Below are 16,298 nucleotides of genomic sequence, written 5' to 3'. Positions count from 1 at the left end.
GGGCTCGCGTGAGGGGCGAGTCGGACGGAGCGCACACGATCGGTCGCTGGCTGCGTGACCGGGCCGTCTCTGCCGCCGGCCGCACGGCGATCGACGACCGCGGTGTCCGGATCGGCTACGGCGACCTGGAGGCCCGCGCACACGAGCTCGCGCTGTCGCTGCGGCGTGCGGGATACGGACCCGGAGATCGTCTGGCGACCATCACCGGCAACTCGATCGATCACGTCGTGGTGTTCTTCGCATGCGCGAAGGCGGGAGTGGCGATGGTTCCCCTGTCGTGGCGCCTGTCATCGCGCGAACTCGCCGAGATGCTGCGCCATGCGGAACCGGCACTCGTGGCCATCGAGGACGAGTATCTCGCCATCGCCACCGATGCCTTCGCACGTCTGTCCTCATCGCCACCGATCACCCTGCTGGGCACCACCGGCATCGAATCGGCGGTGCCGGCCCGAGCGGGCGCCGGACGATCATCGGCGCCAGCCACGGCCGGCCGCGCTGTGCGCGACGACGACCCTCTCCTCGTCATCTACACCTCCGGCAGCGAGGCGGCGCCCAAAGGCGTCGTGCTCACGCATGCGAACTGCTTCTGGAACAACCTCGCTCTCGCCGGAGTGGCCCAGCTCACCGCCGATGACGTCGTGCTCGCCGTGCTGCCGCAGTTCCACGTCGCCGCGTGGAACTGTCAGCCGCTCCTCGCCTGGTGGGTCGGCGCCACCGTCGTCCTGGAGCGTTCCTTCCAGCCTCGACGGGCGCTGCAGCTGATCCGAGAACGCGGCGTGACGGCGATGATGGGAGTTCCCACGCAGTACCGGATGCTGGCCGATGATCCCGATTTCACGGCGCGTGGTGTCGGGAGCGTTCGGCAGGCCCTGGTGGGCGGTGCGACGATCCCGCCGACTCTGGCCCAGCGGTGGGCGGATGCCGGGGTACCGCTGAGCCAGGGGTACGGCTTGACCGAGGCGGCGCCGAACGTGCTGTGCCTGCCGGCATCCGAAGCGCGTGAGAACCCCGGAGCGGTGGGGCGCCCGTATCCGCACGTCGACGTGCGGATCGTCGATCCCGAGAGCGAGCTCGTTCTCGACGGGGAGGCGACAGGTGAGTTGTGGGTGCGGGGACCGAGCGTGTTCGCGGGATACCTCCACGACGAGGAGGCGACCTCCCGAGTCCGATCGGGGGCGTGGTTGCGCACCGGTGACATCGTGCACCGCGACGCCGAAGGCATCTTCCGCATCGTCGACAGGATGAAGGACATCTTCATCTCCGGCGGCGAGAACGTCGCGCCCGCGGAGGTCGAGCGCGCGCTCCTGCTGCATCCCGGCGTCGCCGATGCGGCCGTGGTCGGTGTTCCCGATGATGTGTGGGGCGAGCGCGGTGTCGCTTTCATCGTGAGAGAAGACGGCGCCGCGCTGGGTGCCGACGAGGTGCTCGCCCACGCGCGGTCGGAGCTCGCGGGTTTCAAGGTCCCCGTGCGCGTCGTCTTCGTCGATGACCTGCCACGGTCCACGATCGAGAAACTGGCTCGTGCGCGATTGCGCGCGTGGGCCGCCGACCTGGTGAGAGGAAGTGCTCATGAGCACAGTTGAGCAGTTCGAGCCCGAAGCGGCTTTCTCCGCAGCCGGCAAACCCTTGACCAAGCGCGGCGAAGCCACACGTCGCAAACTCCTCGAGGCCGCAGAGGAGGTCTTCGCCGACCTCGGCTATCACGAGGCGTCGATCGTGAAGATCACCGAGCGCGCGGGAGTCGGACTGGGGACGTTCTATCTCTACTTCGACAGCAAGCAGCAGATCTTCGAGGAGCTCGTCGTCGACCTCAACCGTCGCGTGCGTCACGCGATGGCGCAGGCGATGGCCGACACCGACAACCGCATCGACGCGGAGCGTGCCGGCTTCGAAGGCTTCTTCCGGTTCACGGCGGCCCATCCCGCCCTGTACCGCGTGGTGCGTGAGGCCGAGTTCGTCTCTCCCGAGATGCTGCGTCTGCACTACACCCGCATCGTGGAGGGCTACGAAGCCGGTCTGCGCGCCGCCCAGGCGTCGGGCGATGTCGACACCGCCCTGGATCCCGAGGTCACGGCGTGGGCCCTCATGGGGGCCGGGGAACTCATCGGCATGCGCTTCCTGCTGTGGGAGCGCGATGAGGAAGGCCGTCCGCCGGCCGCGATCGGCGACGAGATCATCGACGGCATGATGCGCTTCATCCGCAACGCGCTCGCGGTGCGCACCGAGAAGGGATCAAGGCATGAGTGAACAGGAACTCTCGGGTCGTCGCGCGGTGATCACTGGCGGTGCCAGTGGTATCGGGCTTGCCTGCGCGGAAGAGTTCGCGCGCCGTGGCGCACACGTCGTGATCGCGGACTTCAACGGTGAAGCCGCCCAGCGCGCTGCCGACCGCGTGGGGGGAGAGGCCTGGGTCGTGGACCTGTCCGACACGGTCGCGCTCGACGAGCTGTCGCTGCACGCCGACATCCTCCTCAACAACGCGGGCGTGCAGACGGTCGCGCCCCTGGAGACGTTCTCGCCGGAGCGGTTCCGTTTCATGCAGCGACTCATGGTCGAATCGCCCTTCCTCCTCATCCGCGCCGTTCTGCCCGGGATGTACGAGCGGGGCTGGGGGCGGATCATCAACATCTCCAGCGCCCACGGTCTGCGCGCGAGCGCCTACAAGTCGGCGTACGTGACGGCGAAGCACGCGCTGGAAGGGCTGTCGAAGGTCACGGCGCTGGAGGGCGGCGCTCATGGGGTGACCAGCAACTGCATCAACCCGGCCTACGTGCGCACGCCACTGGTCGAGAAGCAGATCGCCGACCAGGCGCGCGTCCACGGCATCGGCGAGGACGAGGTGGTCGAGAAGGTCATGCTCACCGAGTCGGTGATCAAACGCCTGATCGAGCCGCACGAGGTCGCCTCACTGGCCGCGTGGCTCGCCGGCGACGACGCCGGCATGGTCACGGGCGCCAGCTACACGATGGACGGCGGGTGGACGGCACGATGAGCACCCGTACCGCGCGCGCCGTCGACGTGGACGTTCCCGGGGGGCGGCTGAGGGTGGGGGTGTGGGATGCCGAGTCTGGTGCCCCCACGATCCTCGCCGTCCATGGAGTGACGTCGTCGCACCTCGCGTGGGAGCTGCTGGCCGCGGCGCTGCCGGGAGTGCGGATCGTCGCGCCCGACCTGCGCGGACGCGGACGAAGCAACCGGCTGACGGGACCCGCCGGCATGGCTGTTCACGCCGATGACCTCGCCCTCGTCTGTCGCGCACTCGAGGTCGTGCCCGATCTGGTGGTCGCGCACTCGATGGGCGCGTTCGTCGCGGTGGTCTTCGCAGATCGGCATCCGGAGCTCGCTCGACGACTCCTCCTCGTCGACGGAGGCCTCCCGCTGGCCGCGCCGGAGGGGCTCTCGCCGGACGAGCTCGTCGCTGCCATCCTCGGCCCGACGGCCGAGCGGCTGTCGAAGAGGTTCGCCACCGTCGACGCGTACCTCTCGTTCTGGCGAGGACACCCCGCATTCGCGGACGACTGGTCGAGCGAGCTGGAACACTACCTGGCTTACGATCTCGAGCCCGAGCCGGACGGTTCGTATCGACCGGCGACGAGCTATGCGACGACGCTCGAGGACACCGTCGACATGAACACGCGCTCGACGGTTGCGGATGCGCTCGGCGCTCTCACGACGCCCTCGACACTGGTGACGGTGCCGCGCGGCCTGCAGGACGAGCCCCCCGGACTCTATCCACCGGCGCACCTGGCGGCGCAACTGCGGGCCTACCCTTCGGTGGCGCACGTCGCGTGGCCCGAGTTCAATCACTACACGGTGGTGCTCTCGCGCGCCGGAGCAGACAGGTTGGCGGCGCTCGTGGAGGAGCAGCTCGGGGCTTCCGTTCCGCGGCTTCCGGCCGCCTAGCTTCTGTTGCGCTCAGCGGGCACCCGCGGCCACGCGGGTCGTCAGTTGGTGTGCGTGGGCGAGCAGTGTCCGGCCGAGCTCCGGGATGCGCTCCGGCGTGAAGCGGAACTCCACGCCCGTCAGGCTCAGTGCCCATTGCGGATGGCCGGAGCGCGTGAACACGGCGGCTCCCAGACCGAAGCTGCCTTCGACGATGAGGCCCGGATTGAGGGCGTAGCCGCGCGCCTGCGTCTCGCGCAGCCGCGCCCGCAGACGTGGTTCGGCGTGCGGGGCGCCGTGGCGCTCGCCGAGGTCGGGATGGCGATCGAAGTAGGCGTCCACATCGTGAGGAGGAAGAAAGGCCAGGATGGCCAGCCCGGCCGAGGCGACGCCGAGGGGGAAGCGCACGCCCTCCGACAGCACGAACGAGCGGATGGGGAAGGCGCCGTCCTCGCGGATGAGACAGACCGTCTCGTCGCCGCGGCGCACGGACAGGAACGCGCTCTCCTCCGTGCGGACCGCCAGCGACCGCACGATGTCGCGCGCGATCGCCGTGATGTCGTACCGGGATGCCGCGACTGTTCCCATGAGATAGAGCTCGGGCCCGGGCACCCAGGCCCCCGACTTCTCGTCCTGATCGACGAGACCTTCGTGACGCAGCGCGGACAGCAAACGGTGCACCGTGGGTCGGGTGAGATCCGCCCGGCGCGCGATCTCGGCGACCGACACGCCGTCTGCGCCCGCGGACGTCACCAATCGCAACAGAGCTGCTGCGCGGGCGACGGACTGGGCGCCGGGTACGGTGCGTCGCGAGGTGTCCATGATGTGGACAGTAGGCGACGCGGCATCCACATGGCAAGCGGCGAGGTGCGGACCGCGCCGACGGGGCGGAGGATGGGAGGGCACACGCGATGACAAAGGAGTGATTCGTGATCGACAAGACCTATCCGTCCGCGGCCGACGCCGTGGCCGACATTCCGGACGGCGCGTCGCTCGCCGTCGGCGGGTTCGGCCTGTCCGGCAACCCCATCGCACTCATCCAGGCATTGCTCGCTCAGGGCACGAGCGAACTGTCGGTGGTGTCCAACAACTGCGGTGTCGACGACTGGGGGCTCGGTGTACTCCTGAATGCCAAGCGCATCCGCAAGATGACCTCGTCGTACGTCGGCGAGAACAAGGAGTTCGAGCGCCAGTTCCTCTCCGGCGAGCTCGAGCTCGAGCTCACCCCGCAGGGGACTCTCGCGGAGAAGCTGCGTGCCGGCGGCGCCGGGATCGCGGCGTTTTATACGCAGACGGGGGTCGGTACGCAGGTGGCCGAAGGGGGACTGCCTCGCGCCTACGACGGCGCGGGGGGTGTGGCTGTCGCGTCGCCGCAGAAAGACGTCCGCGCCTTCGATGTGACGGGTGAGAAGCGCGACTACGTGCTCGAAGAGGCGATCGTGACCGATTTCGCGCTCGTCCACGCCGCCAAGGGCGACACGCACGGCAATCTCGTCTTCCACCGCGCGGCACGCAACTTCAATCCGCTCGCCGCGATGGCGGGCCGCGTCTGCATCGCGCAAGTCGAAGAGCTCGTCGCGCCGGGCGACCTCGACCCGGACAGCATCCACCTGCCGGGCATCTACGTGCATCGCATCGTCGAGGTGGGCAGCGACATCGAGAAGCGGATCGAACGGCGCACCGTCACCGTGTCGGACGCGGCCGCACGGACATTTCCCGAAGGAGCCTGACATGGCATTGACCCGCAACGAGATGGCCGCCCGCGCGGCCGCCGAACTCACGGACGGCTCGTACGTGAACCTCGGCATCGGTCTGCCGACCCTGGTGCCGAACTTCGTGCCCGACGGCGTCACCGTCGTGCTGCAGTCCGAGAACGGCATCCTGGGCGTCGGCCCGTACCCCACCGAGGAGCAGGTCGATCCCGACCTGATCAACGCGGGCAAGGAGACCGTGACCGTGCTTCCGGGCGCCTCGTTCTTCGACTCCGCGCTGAGCTTCGGAATGATCCGCGGTGGCAAGATCGACGCCGCGATCCTCGGAGCGATGCAGGTCTCGGCGTCGGGCGACCTTGCGAACTGGATGATCCCGGGAAAGATGGTGAAGGGTCCCGGCGGCGCCATGGACCTGGTGCACGGTGCCGCCCGTGTGATCGTGCTGATGGAACACGTCGCCCGTGACGGCTCGGCCAAGATCGTCCATCAGTGCACGTTGCCGCTGACCGGGCGCGGAGTGGTGGACCGCATCATCACCGACCTGGCCGTCATCGACGTCACCGACCGAGGACTCGTTCTCGTCGAGACCGCTCCGGGCGTCAGCGTCGACGAGGTCCTCGCCGCCACGGAACCCCCTCTGATCATCGCCGAGAAGCTCAAGGAGATCGCATGAGCACCGCCGACATCGTCATCGTCGCTGCCGCCCGCACCCCGCAGGGGCGACTCAAAGGCCAGCTGGCCGCTTTCACCGCCCCGCAGCTGGGTGGCCTCGCGATCGCGGGGGCGCTGGCGGCGGGCGCGATCCCTGCGGATGCCGTCGACGCGGTCATCATGGGGCAGGTGCTGCCCGCGGGATCGGGACAGAACCCCGCGCGCCAGGCCGCGCTGGCCGGCGGGATCGGATGGGACGTCCCGGCATCCGGTGTCAACAAGGTGTGCCTGTCGGGGCTCACGGCCATCATCGACGCGAAGCGGATGATCGCGTCGGGCGATGCGACCGTGGTCGTGGCCGGCGGTATGGAGTCGATGACGCGCGCCCCGCACCTGCTCATGGGCTCGCGCGACGGATGGAGCTACGGCTCGGTGGAGGTGCTGGACCACATGGCCTACGACGGCCTCACCGACGCCTACGACCGCGAGAGCATGGGCGCATCGACGGAGCGCCTCAACCCGCGATACGAGGTGACGCGTGAGCAGCAGGACCATGTCGCTGCCCTCTCGCACCAGCGCGCGGCAGCGGCACGGGATGCCGGCGTCTTCGACGCGGAGATCGTGCCCGTGGAGGTCCCGCAGCGCCGCGGAGCGGCGGTCACCGTGACGAGCGACGAGGGCATCCGTGCAGACACGACCGAACTGACCCTGGCGGGGCTTCGCCCCGCGTTCTCCGCCGACGGCTCCATCACCGCCGGCAACGCCTCGCAGATCTCCGACGGTGCTGCTGCCGTCGTCCTGACGACGCGCGCGCACGCAGATGAGAACGGGTGGCCGGTGCTGGCCGTCGTCGGAGCCGCGGGTCAGGTCGCGGGCCCGGACAACTCCCTGCACGCGCAGCCGGCGCGAGCGATCGCTCAGGCTCTGCAGCGGCAGCACCTTGCGGCATCCGATCTCGATCTCGTCGAGATCAACGAAGCGTTCGGGGCGGTCGTCGCACACTCGCAGCGCGAGCTGGGAATCGGCGAGGACGTCGTGAATGTGCACGGGGGAGGCATCGCCCTGGGTCATCCGATCGGAGCGTCCGGCGCACGTCTGGTCGTGCACGCCGTGCACGAGCTCGTTCGCCGAGGCTCGGGAACCGCGGCCGTCGGTCTCTGCGGCGGCGGTGGTCAAGGGGAGGCGCTGATCCTGACGCGCTGAGCCGCGCCGATCGGGTAGCGCGCTGGGGTCAGCCCTCGCGCAGACCGAGCGCGGGCAGGAGCACGTCGTCGACGAGGGAGATGACGAAGTCGCGGTCGACGGGTCTGCCGAGCATGAGAGTGCGGTAGGCGGTCATCGACGGGATCACCTGCGAGAGCAGCGCGAGGTCGACGTCGCGGGCGACCTCGCCGCGATCGATGGCGCGTTGGATCAGCACACGCAGCGCGGCCGCCCTCGGCTCGACGATGGCGGCGCGCGCGGCATCCGCGAACTCGGGGGACTCCGACATCAGCGAGACCATTCCCGCCATGATGCGCAGTTTCCGCTCCCCGTCCTTCATGACGGGAGCCTTGATGTTCGCGACCAGGTCGCCGCGCAGCGATCCCGTGTCCGGAAGATCGGCGTGGGAAGAGCTCTTCATGCAGGCGACGGCGTCGATGACCAGCTCCGCCTTGGAGGGCCACCGTCGGTAGAGCGTGGCCTTGCCCGCACGCGCACGTGCGGCGACCATATCGACGGTCATGCGCTCGTACCCCTTCTCGGCGAGGATGTCGAGAGCAGCGGCGAGGATCTCGGGGTCGCGGGAGTGATCGCGCTTGCGACCCGGCTTGGGGGTGGGATCGACGTCCTCATCGGCGAGGGTGGTATCCGTCATGGGAAACAGTCTAGTTCAGGAACCGGCATGTTCAGGAACTGGTTGGTTTCGGAACTCGCAAGTGTCGTATAAAGTCTCCCGCATGACCTCACCCTCACCCGAAGCCGCTGCGGCGGCGCCCTCCGGCCGGCGCTGGCTGACACTCGGTGTCGTCGCGCTGGCACAGCTGATGGTCGTCCTGGACGCGACCGTCGTGAACATCGCGCTGCCGGCGGCGCAGGCCGATCTGCAGTTCTCGGTCGGCGACCGGCAGTGGATCATCACCGCGTACTCGTTGGCCTTCGGCTCACTCCTGCTGCTCGGCGGCCGTCTGTCGGATCTCATCGGACGCAAGCGCGCCTTCATCATCGGACTCGTCGGGTTCGCGCTCGCATCGGCGCTCGGCGGGATGGCGGGGTCCTTCGGGCTGCTCGTCGTCGCTCGCGCACTGCAGGGCGCGTTCGGTGCACTGCTGGCTCCCACCGCACTCGCCGTGCTGACGACGACCTTCACCGACCCCAAGGAGCGGGGTCGTGCCTTCGGCGTCTTCGGCGCGATCGCGGGCGCCGGCGGCGCCATCGGCCTCCTGCTCGGCGGCATCCTGACCGAGGACCTCAGCTGGCGCTGGAACCTCTACATCAACGACGTCATCGCGGTCGTCGCCGTCATCGGGGCGATCTTCTTCGTGCACACGGTCGCCCGCACCGGTCCCCGTCCGAAGCTCGACGTGCCGGGCACGATCCTCGTCTCCGGAGCCCTGTTCTCTCTCGTGTTCGGCTTCTCACGGGCCGAGACCGACGGCTGGGGCGCGCCCATCACCTGGGGGACGCTCACTACCGCGGGCGTTCTGCTCATCGCCTTCGTGCTGTGGCAGCAGCGCGCCGAACATCCTCTGCTGCCGCTGCGGATCGTCCGCGATCGCAACCGGGCGTCGGCGTACAGCTCGATCCTCATCGCCGGTGCGGGGATGTTCGGGATCTTCCTGTTCGTCACCTACTACCTGCAGACCACGCTGGGGTACTCGCCGATCCAGACCGGTCTGTCGTTCCTGCCGATGATCGCCATGCTCGTGCTCAGCGCGCAGCTGTCGACCAACATCTTCCTGCCGCGCTTCGGCCCGAAGGTCATGGTGCCGATCGGTATGACACTCGCGGCCGTGGGCATGGTGCTGCTGACGCGGCTCGACGCGTCCAGCCAGTACCTCGTCGACCTCCTGCCTGCGCTGATGCTGCTCGGGCTCGGCATGGGGTCGATCATGCCCCCGTCGATCCAGACCGCGACGCTCGGTGTCGATCGCGAATTCGCCGGTGTCGCGTCGGCGATGGTCAACACCTCGCAGCAGGTCGGCGGCTCGATCGGCACGGCATTGCTGAACACCCTCGCAGCGACGGCGGCCGCCGACTTCGTCGCGGCGCACGCTCCGGCCACGCCGCAGGTTCTGGCCGATGCCGCTCTGCACAGCTACGCGACGGCGTACTGGTGGGGGGCCGGCGCATTCGCACTCGGCGCGGTGGTGGCCGCCCTCGGATTCCGGCGCAAAGCGTTCGTTCGCCGGGCCGCGGATGCCGCGACCACCTCGATCGACACCGCGGGCGAGCCCGTGCTCGCCCACTGAGCGAGGTCCTCGCCGCGCGACCGCATCAGCCGGTCGGGCGGCGAGGCCGTGCGCGGTAGCCTCGGTGCATGGTGACGATCACTGCGCTGAGCGCGACCGACCGCGAGGAATGGGCTGACCTGTGGTCCGGCTACCTGACGTTCTACGAAAGCGATCTCGCCGAAGAGGTGACCGACGACGTCTACCGTCGTCTCGTCGCCGGGGTCGAGCTGCACGGGGCCATTGCGCGCGATGACGAGGGCCGCGCGGTCGGCATCGTCCATTGGCTGTTCCACCCGTCCACGTGGGCGACCGGTCCGTACTGCTATCTCGAGGATCTCTTCGTGTCACCGGACGCCCGCGGCGGCGGTATCGGCGGCGCACTTATCGCTCACGTGCGCGCGCAGGCCGACGCCGCCGGCGCGGTCAAGATCTACTGGCTGACGCAGAAGGCCAATGCGACGGCGCGCGCTCTCTACGACCGGGTCGCAACCGACACCGGTTTCGTGCATTACGAGATCGGGCTCTGAACGCGCGTCTCAGCTCTCGAGGCTCACCGTTGCAGGCGCTTCGCCAGCAGCTTCTCCTCGCTCCCGCGCACGGGGGAGTCGGTGGAGATGATCCGTCCGCGGGAGGCGCGATAGGTGTCCACGATCGTGCCGATGGACAGGGCCAGAGTGATTCCCCAGCTCAGCCACGCGAGCGCCTGACGCCACGTGAACGGCACGTCGCCACGGAGGCCGCGCAGCAGCGCGAGGCCGCTGGTCACGGCGGAGATGATCCCGGTCCCGAACAGGTACTTGCGCATGCGACCACGTTAGCCTGGAAGAACGCCTGCCGAGAGGAGCCGCGTGAGCGACCCGAAGTCCGAGGCCGACATGATCGTCGTGTCCAACCGCCTGCCCGTCGACCATGATCCGAGCGTCGAGGGTGGGTGGCGTCGTTCGCCGGGCGGCTTGGTCGCCGCTCTCGAACCGGTGCTGCAGCGCACCGGCGGGGCGTGGGTGGGCTGGCCCGGCACCGCCGACCTCGAGATCGATCCCTTCGAACTGGAGGGAATGTCGCTCGTGCCCGTCGCATTGTCCGCCGAGGACGTGGCGCTGTATTACGAGGGATTCTCCAACGACACGATCTGGCCGCTCTACCACGACGTGATCTCGCCGCCGGCCTACCACCGTGAATGGTGGGAAGCCTACGTCCGCGTCAACCGCCGTTTCGCCGAGGCGGTGGCGTCGACCGCCGCGGACGGCGCGGTCGTCTGGGTGCAGGACTATCAACTGCAGTTGGTGCCGCGGATGCTGCGCGAGCTGCGGCCCGATCTGGTGATCGGCTACTTCCACCACATTCCGTTCCCGGCATACGGCATCTACGCTCAGCTTCCCTGGCGCAAGCAGGTGCTGGAGGGACTTCTGGGGGCCGATGTCATCGGGTTCCAGCGGGTGCAGGATGCCGGCAACTTCGCCACGGCCGTGCGCCGCCAGCTGGGGTTCGAGACGAAGGCGGGTGCGATCCGGGTCCCCGAGCCCGACGGCGCGGTTCGCACCGCCGTCGCCAAGGCATACCCCATCTCGATCGACGCCGACCTGTACGACGAGCTGGCTCGCCGCCCGGAGGTGCAGGCCCGGGCCGCCGAGATTCGGGAGAGCCTCGGCAACCCGAAGACGATCCTCTTCGGCGTCGACCGTCTCGACTACACCAAAGGCATCGGTCACCGCCTGAAGGCGTATGGAGAGCTTCTCGAGGACCACCGCCTCGATGTCGAGGACGTCACGCTCGTGCAGGTGGCGAGCCCGAGCAGGGAGCGCGTCGCGGCCTACATGCAGCTGCGTGACGAGATCGAGCTCACGGTCGGCCGCATCAACGGCGACCACGACACCGTCGGGCACACGGCCATCCGCTACCTGCATCACTCGTATCCTCGGGAGGAGATGGTCGCGCTGTACCTCGCGGCGGACGTGATGCTCGTGACCGCCCTTCGCGACGGGATGAACCTGGTGGCGAAGGAGTATGTCGCCAGCCGCGTCGACGGACGCGGCGTGCTCGTACTCAGCGAGTTCACCGGCGCCGCCGACGAGATGTCGCAGGCGGTGAAAGTCAATCCGCACGACATCGAGGGACTGAAGGACGCCATCATGACGGCGATCGAGATGTCACCCTCCGAACAGGGGCGCCGCATGCGCGCCCTCCGCCGCCGCGTGCGTGACCACGACGTCGCCGACTGGTCGCGGCGTTTCCTCAGCGATCTCGATGCGGTGAGGGCGACGTCGTGAGCGTCGACGACGCTCTGGCACGCCTGGCGGTCACGGATCGTCTTCTGGTGGCCCTGGATTTCGACGGCACCCTGGCGCCGTTGATCGACGAGCCGATGGCGGCGCGCATGAGTGCGCCCGCGCGGGCCGCCGTCGACGCGCTCGCTCGCGTTCCCGCGACGACCGTCGCCCTCGTGTCCGGGCGCACGCTGCGCGATCTGCGGATCATCGCCGAGCACGACGATGACTCGCCGCTGCTGCTGGCGGGTTCGCACGGCGCGGAGCAATGGCCGCCGTCCGGCTCCGAAGACGCGTCGACGGTCGACGTTGCGCTCCTGGCGCTGCGCGACCGGCTGTGCGCTCGAGCCGAGGCGATCGCGGCCGGCGTCCCGGGCGCCTGGATCGAGCCGAAGGAGTTCGGGTTCGCGCTGCACACGCGTCTCGCGACGGATTCTGGGGGCGCACGCTCGGCGCACGATGGTATCGCTCGCCTGATGGAGGCCGAGGCGCCCACGTGGCGCCGTCGCGACGGGCACGACATCCTCGAGTACGCCTTCCGGGCGGAGGGCAAAGACGGCGCGGTGGCGCGCCTGCGGGCGCAGACGGAAGCGACCGCGGTCCTGTTCGCGGGCGACGACGTCACCGATGAGGACGCTCTGCGCAGTCTCGAGCCCGGCGACGTCGGCGTGCGCGTCGGGCCGGGGGAGACGGCGGCACGTGTCCGTGTGGCCGGCATCCCCGAACTGGCGGCGTTGTTGACGCGTCTCGCGCACGATCGGGACACCCTGCGGGAATAGACTTCGAGGATGCCGGACAGCGATCCCACCATCGACATCAAGCCGCGCAGTCGTGTCGTCACGGACGGCATCGAGGCGACGACCTCCCGCGGCATGCTGCGTGCCGTCGGCATGGGCGATGAGGACTGGGACAAGCCCCAGATCGGCATCGCCTCCAGCTGGAACGAGATCACGCCGTGCAATCTGAGCCTGGACCGGCTCGCGCAGGGCGCCAAGGAGGGCGTCCACGCCGGCGGCGGGTACCCGCTGCAGTTCGGCACCATCTCCGTGTCCGACGGCATCTCCATGGGCCACGAGGGGATGCATTTCTCGCTGGTGTCCCGTGAGGTCATCGCCGACTCCGTGGAGACCGTGGTCATGGCCGAGCGGCTCGACGGCACCGTCCTGCTCGCCGGCTGCGACAAGTCGATCCCCGGCATGCTCATGGCCTCGGCGCGTCTCGATCTCTCCAGTGTGTTCCTCTACGCGGGTTCCATCGCGCCCGGCTGGGTGAAGCTCTCGGACGGCACGGAGAAGGACGTCACGATCATCGACTCCTTCGAGGCGGTGGGCGCGTGCCTCGCGGGGAAGATGAGCGAAGCGGACCTCAAGCGCATCGAGTGCGCGATCGCGCCCGGCGAGGGGGCGTGCGGCGGCATGTACACCGCGAACACGATGGCCTCCGTCGCCGAGGCGCTGGGGTTGAGCCTTCCCGGCTCCGCCGCACCGCCGTCGGCGGACCGTCGCCGCGACTACTACGCCCACCGCTCCGGCGAAGCGGTCGTGAACCTGCTGCGTCAGGGCATCACGACGCGCGACATCCTCACCAAAGAGGCGTTCGAGAACGCCATCGCACTGGCCATGGCCCTCGGCGGCTCGACCAACGTCGTGCTGCACCTGCTCGCCATCGCCCGCGAAGCCGAGGTGGAGCTCAGCCTGCACGACTTCAACCGCATCGGCGACAAGGTCCCGCATGTGGCGGACATGAAGCCGTTCGGGAAGTTCGTCATGAACGACGTCGACCGCCACGGCGGCATTCCCGTCATCATGAAAGCGATGCTCGACGAGGGTCTGCTGCACGGCGACGCACTCACGGTCACCGGCAAGACCCTCGCGGAGAACCTCGCCGAGCTCGATCCCGACCCGATCGACGGCACCGTCATCCACACCTTCGACGACCCCATTCATGCCACGGGCGGCATCACGATCCTCCACGGCTCGCTGGCCCCGGAAGGGGCGGTCGTGAAGACCGCGGGCTTCGACGCGTCGGTGTTCGAGGGCCCTGCACGGGTGTTCGAGCGGGAGCGCGCCGCGATGGACGCCCTGGAGGCGGGCGAGATCGCCGCCGGCAGCGTCATCGTCATCCGCTACGAAGGCCCGAAGGGCGGCCCCGGCATGCGCGAGATGCTCGCCATCACGGCGGCGATCAAGGGCGCAGGGCTCGGAAAAGATGTACTACTCTTGACGGACGGCAGATTCTCAGGCGGCACAACCGGCCTGTGCATCGGCCACATAGCACCCGAAGCGGTGGACGCAGGTCCTATCGCCTTCGTGCGCGATGGTGATCTGATACGGGTCGATATCGCGGCTCGCACTCTCGACCTACTCGTCGACGACGCAGAGCTGAACTCCCGCCGTGACGGCTGGGAGCCGCTTCCCCCGCGCTACACCCGTGGCGTTCTGGCCAAGTACTCGAAACTCGTGCGCTCCGCAGCGGAGGGCGCGACGACCGGCTGAGGCCGTGACACCAGGGCGGGAAGCCGCCCTCACACGCATCTGACACCCGAGGTACCACTATGTCTCTCGACACCGCGGCCGTGCCGCGACCACCTGCCCGCGGAGCTGCCGCTCCTGTGATGACCGGCGCCCAGGCCGTCGTCCGATCCCTGGACATGCTCGGGGTCACGGACGTCTTCGGTCTGCCCGGCGGCGCCATCATGCCGGTGTACGACCCCCTGATGGACGATGAGGCGGTGCGCCACATCCTCGTCCGTCACGAGCAGGGCGCCGGCCACGCGGCGGAGGGATATGCCGCCGCATCCGGACGCACGGGCGTGGCGATCGCGACGTCCGGTCCGGGCGCGACCAACCTGGTCACCGCCATCGCCGACGCCTACATGGATTCGGTCCCGCTGGTCTGCATCACCGGCCAGGTGTTCAGCCATCTCATGGGCACCGACGCCTTCCAGGAGGCGGACATCGTCGGCATCACCATGCCGATCACGAAGCACTCGTTCCTGGTCAAGACCGCCGAGGAGATTCCCGCCGCGATCGCGGCGGCGTTCGAGATCGCCTCGACGGGCCGGCCCGGACCCGTCCTCGTCGACATCACGAAGGATGCGCAGCAGGCCTCGGCACCGTTCGTGTGGCCCCCGAAGATCGAGCTGCCCGGATATCGCCCCGTGACGAAGGCCCACGGCAAGCAGATCCAGGCGGCTGCGCAGTTGATCGCGCATGCGAAGAAGCCCGTGCTGTACGTCGGTGGCGGCGTCATCCGCGCCCGTGCCGCGGCGGAGCTGCGCGTGTTCGCCGAAGCGACCGGCGCCCCCGTCGTCACGACGCTGATGGCGCGCGGAGCGTTCCCCGACTCGCACCCGCAGAACCTCGGCATGCCCGGGATGCACGGCACGGTGCCCGCGGTGCTCGCCCTGCAGGAGTCCGATCTGATCGTCGCCCTGGGCGCGCGCTTCGACGACCGCGTCACCGGAAAGGCCGACGAGTTCGCGCCGAACGCGCAGGTCGTCCACGTCGACATCGACCCGGCGGAGATCTCGAAGATTCGCACGGCCGACGTGCCGATCGTGGGGGATCTGAAGGAGGTGCTCGTCGACCTGGATGCCGCCTTCCAGAGCGCCCGCGCCGATCACACGCCCGACATCGCGGAGTGGTGGTCGTACCTGGATGGTCTGGTCACCGAGTTCCCGCTGGGCTACGCCGAGCCGGAGGACGGCCTCCTTGCTCCGCAGTACGTCATCAAGCGCATCGGCGAGCTCACCGGGCCCGAGGCCGTCTACGCCGCCGGCGTCGGACAGCATCAGATGTGGGCGGCGCAGTTCATCGGCTACGAGCGCCCCAACGCGTGGCTCAACTCCGGCGGTGCCGGAACGATGGGCTACTCGGTACCGGCCGCGATGGGCGCCAAGGTCGCCGAGCCCGACCGCGTCGTGTGGGCGATCGACGGCGACGGCTGCTTCCAGATGACGAATCAGGAACTGGCCACGTGCGTGCTGAACGACATCCCGATCAAGGTCGCGATCATCAACAACTCGAGCCTCGGCATGGTGCGCCAGTGGCAGACGCTGTTCTTCTCGGGACGTCACTCCAACACCGATCTCAACACGGGTCACGGGACGGTGCGCGTGCCCGATTTCGTGAAGCTCGCGGAGGCCTATGGCTGCCTCGGCATCCGTGTGGAGAAGCTCGAAGAGGTGGATGCCGCCATCACGCTGGCACTCGAGACGAACGATCGACCGGTCGTGATCGACTTCGTCGTGTCGGCCGACGCGATGGTGTGGCCGATGGTCCCGCAGGGCGTCAGCAACAGCTTCGTCCAGTACGCCCGCGATCATGCGCCCAGCTTCGACGGGGAGGACTGAG

General features: G+C 68.9%; 16 protein-coding genes. 13 read left to right on the top strand and 3 right to left on the bottom strand.

The genetic code is table 11. The annotated features are described in order from the left end of the window. Positions 1–8 precede the first annotated feature (8 nt). From PP359_RS03405 to PP359_RS03390, 4 genes are read left to right on the top strand one after another with little or no spacing between them, the layout of a single operon-like run. Positions 9–1,583: a class I adenylate-forming enzyme family protein gene (locus PP359_RS03405; protein WP_295817034.1), complete on the top strand. Its 1,575-nt coding sequence runs from the start codon at positions 9–11 to the stop codon at positions 1,581–1,583. Beyond that, entirely contained in the window at positions 1,570–2,247 is a 678-nt protein-coding gene (locus PP359_RS03400) for a TetR/AcrR family transcriptional regulator (RefSeq protein WP_112931338.1), read from the top strand. The genes PP359_RS03405 and PP359_RS03400 overlap by 14 nt, the downstream gene beginning before the upstream one ends. Next, positions 2,240–2,992 (top strand): 3-hydroxybutyrate dehydrogenase, encoded by a 753-nt coding sequence (locus PP359_RS03395; protein ID WP_135949093.1) that lies wholly within the window; start codon positions 2,240–2,242, stop codon positions 2,990–2,992. The genes PP359_RS03400 and PP359_RS03395 overlap by 8 nt, the downstream gene beginning before the upstream one ends. Continuing rightward, complete coding sequence (locus PP359_RS03390; RefSeq protein ID WP_499249899.1) at positions 2,989–3,903, top strand: alpha/beta fold hydrolase; 915 nt, start codon at positions 2,989–2,991, stop codon at positions 3,901–3,903. Before PP359_RS03395 ends, PP359_RS03390 begins: the two co-directional genes overlap by 4 nt. 12 nt (positions 3,904–3,915) lie before the next feature. Here the strand turns inward: PP359_RS03390 and PP359_RS03385 are convergent, their stop codons facing one another. Continuing rightward, positions 3,916–4,704, bottom strand: coding sequence for an IclR family transcriptional regulator (locus tag PP359_RS03385; RefSeq protein ID WP_295817028.1), 789 nt, complete (start codon positions 4,702–4,704; stop codon positions 3,916–3,918). A gap of 110 nt (positions 4,705–4,814) precedes the next feature. On the opposite strand from PP359_RS03385, the gene PP359_RS03380 reads away from it, so the two are divergent. From PP359_RS03380 to PP359_RS03370, 3 genes are read left to right on the top strand one after another with little or no spacing between them, the layout of a single operon-like run. Continuing rightward, positions 4,815–5,612 (top strand): CoA transferase subunit A, encoded by a 798-nt coding sequence (locus tag PP359_RS03380; protein WP_499250808.1) that lies wholly within the window; start codon positions 4,815–4,817, stop codon positions 5,610–5,612. Position 5,613: 1 nt separating this feature from the next. Further along, on the top strand, positions 5,614–6,267 hold the full coding sequence (locus PP359_RS03375) for a CoA transferase subunit B (protein WP_204359856.1): 654 nt from the start codon (positions 5,614–5,616) through the stop codon (positions 6,265–6,267). Continuing rightward, complete coding sequence (locus tag PP359_RS03370) at positions 6,264–7,448, top strand: acetyl-CoA C-acyltransferase (RefSeq protein WP_112931342.1); 1,185 nt, start codon at positions 6,264–6,266, stop codon at positions 7,446–7,448. Before PP359_RS03375 ends, PP359_RS03370 begins: the two co-directional genes overlap by 4 nt. Positions 7,449–7,476: 28 nt before the next feature. Here PP359_RS03370 and PP359_RS03365 read toward each other — a convergent pair whose 3' ends face one another. Then, the gene (locus tag PP359_RS03365) at positions 7,477–8,103 is read right to left on the bottom strand and encodes a TetR/AcrR family transcriptional regulator (protein ID WP_499249898.1); all 627 of its coding nucleotides are present in this window, start codon (positions 8,101–8,103) and stop codon (positions 7,477–7,479) included. Between the two features lie 82 nt (positions 8,104–8,185). Here PP359_RS03365 and PP359_RS03360 point away from each other — a divergent pair, with 82 nt between their 5' ends. Both PP359_RS03360 and PP359_RS03355 read left to right on the top strand, forming a co-directional pair. Further along, complete coding sequence (locus tag PP359_RS03360; protein ID WP_499249897.1) at positions 8,186–9,697, top strand: MFS transporter; 1,512 nt, start codon at positions 8,186–8,188, stop codon at positions 9,695–9,697. A gap of 68 nt (positions 9,698–9,765) precedes the next feature. Then, positions 9,766–10,206 carry a GNAT family N-acetyltransferase gene (locus tag PP359_RS03355; RefSeq protein WP_499249896.1) on the top strand — a complete coding sequence of 147 codons (441 nt, stop codon included), beginning with the start codon at positions 9,766–9,768 and terminating at the stop codon, positions 10,204–10,206. A gap of 23 nt (positions 10,207–10,229) precedes the next feature. Here the strand turns inward: PP359_RS03355 and PP359_RS03350 are convergent, their stop codons facing one another. Beyond that, positions 10,230–10,484, bottom strand: coding sequence for a hypothetical protein (locus tag PP359_RS03350; protein WP_112931346.1), 255 nt, complete (start codon positions 10,482–10,484; stop codon positions 10,230–10,232). Positions 10,485–10,527: 43 nt separating this feature from the next. Between PP359_RS03350 and otsA the strand changes: the two genes are divergently transcribed. Genes otsA through PP359_RS03330 form a run of 4 tightly spaced genes read left to right on the top strand, consistent with a single transcriptional unit; the run spans position 10,528 to position 16,297 of the window. Beyond that, the gene (otsA, locus tag PP359_RS03345) at positions 10,528–11,946 is read left to right on the top strand and encodes an alpha,alpha-trehalose-phosphate synthase (UDP-forming) (protein ID WP_499249895.1); all 1,419 of its coding nucleotides are present in this window, start codon (positions 10,528–10,530) and stop codon (positions 11,944–11,946) included. Next, on the top strand, positions 11,943–12,722 hold the full coding sequence (gene otsB, locus PP359_RS03340; RefSeq protein ID WP_499249894.1) for a trehalose-phosphatase: 780 nt from the start codon (positions 11,943–11,945) through the stop codon (positions 12,720–12,722). The genes otsA and otsB overlap by 4 nt, the downstream gene beginning before the upstream one ends. A gap of 9 nt (positions 12,723–12,731) precedes the next feature. Next, the gene (ilvD, locus tag PP359_RS03335) at positions 12,732–14,438 is read left to right on the top strand and encodes a dihydroxy-acid dehydratase (RefSeq protein WP_112931348.1); all 1,707 of its coding nucleotides are present in this window, start codon (positions 12,732–12,734) and stop codon (positions 14,436–14,438) included. A gap of 59 nt (positions 14,439–14,497) precedes the next feature. Continuing rightward, positions 14,498–16,297 carry an acetolactate synthase large subunit gene (locus PP359_RS03330; RefSeq protein WP_476151580.1) on the top strand — a complete coding sequence of 600 codons (1,800 nt, stop codon included), beginning with the start codon at positions 14,498–14,500 and terminating at the stop codon, positions 16,295–16,297. The last annotated feature ends 1 nt before the right edge of the window (position 16,298 follow it).

Origin of the sequence: Sphingomonas sp. BLCC-B65 (assembly GCF_028550675.1) — a bacterium.
In the GTDB taxonomy this organism is placed as follows: domain Bacteria; phylum Actinomycetota; class Actinomycetes; order Actinomycetales; family Microbacteriaceae; genus Microbacterium.
This window is presented reverse-complemented; position numbering and strand designations above follow the sequence as displayed.

Excerpts from the sequence above, each read along its gene's own strand:
- PP359_RS03360 (WP_499249897.1), top strand. The coding sequence starts at position 8,186 with ATGACCTCACCCTCACCCGAAGCCGCTGCGGCGGCGCCCTCCGGCCGG.
- PP359_RS03365 (WP_499249898.1), bottom strand. The coding sequence starts at position 8,103 with ATGACGGATACCACCCTCGCCGATGAGGACGTCGATCCCACCCCCAAG.
- PP359_RS03330 (WP_476151580.1), top strand. The coding sequence starts at position 14,498 with ATGTCTCTCGACACCGCGGCCGTGCCGCGACCACCTGCCCGCGGAGCT.
- PP359_RS03385 (WP_295817028.1), bottom strand. The coding sequence starts at position 4,704 with ATGGACACCTCGCGACGCACCGTACCCGGCGCCCAGTCCGTCGCCCGC.
- PP359_RS03375 (WP_204359856.1), top strand. The coding sequence starts at position 5,614 with ATGGCATTGACCCGCAACGAGATGGCCGCCCGCGCGGCCGCCGAACTC.
- PP359_RS03390 (WP_499249899.1), top strand. The coding sequence starts at position 2,989 with ATGAGCACCCGTACCGCGCGCGCCGTCGACGTGGACGTTCCCGGGGGG.
- PP359_RS03395 (WP_135949093.1), top strand. The coding sequence starts at position 2,240 with ATGAGTGAACAGGAACTCTCGGGTCGTCGCGCGGTGATCACTGGCGGT.
- PP359_RS03355 (WP_499249896.1), top strand. The coding sequence starts at position 9,766 with ATGGTGACGATCACTGCGCTGAGCGCGACCGACCGCGAGGAATGGGCT.
- PP359_RS03370 (WP_112931342.1), top strand. The coding sequence starts at position 6,264 with ATGAGCACCGCCGACATCGTCATCGTCGCTGCCGCCCGCACCCCGCAG.
- PP359_RS03350 (WP_112931346.1), bottom strand. The coding sequence starts at position 10,484 with ATGCGCAAGTACCTGTTCGGGACCGGGATCATCTCCGCCGTGACCAGC.
- PP359_RS03400 (WP_112931338.1), top strand. The coding sequence starts at position 1,570 with ATGAGCACAGTTGAGCAGTTCGAGCCCGAAGCGGCTTTCTCCGCAGCC.
- ilvD (WP_112931348.1), top strand. The coding sequence starts at position 12,732 with ATGCCGGACAGCGATCCCACCATCGACATCAAGCCGCGCAGTCGTGTC.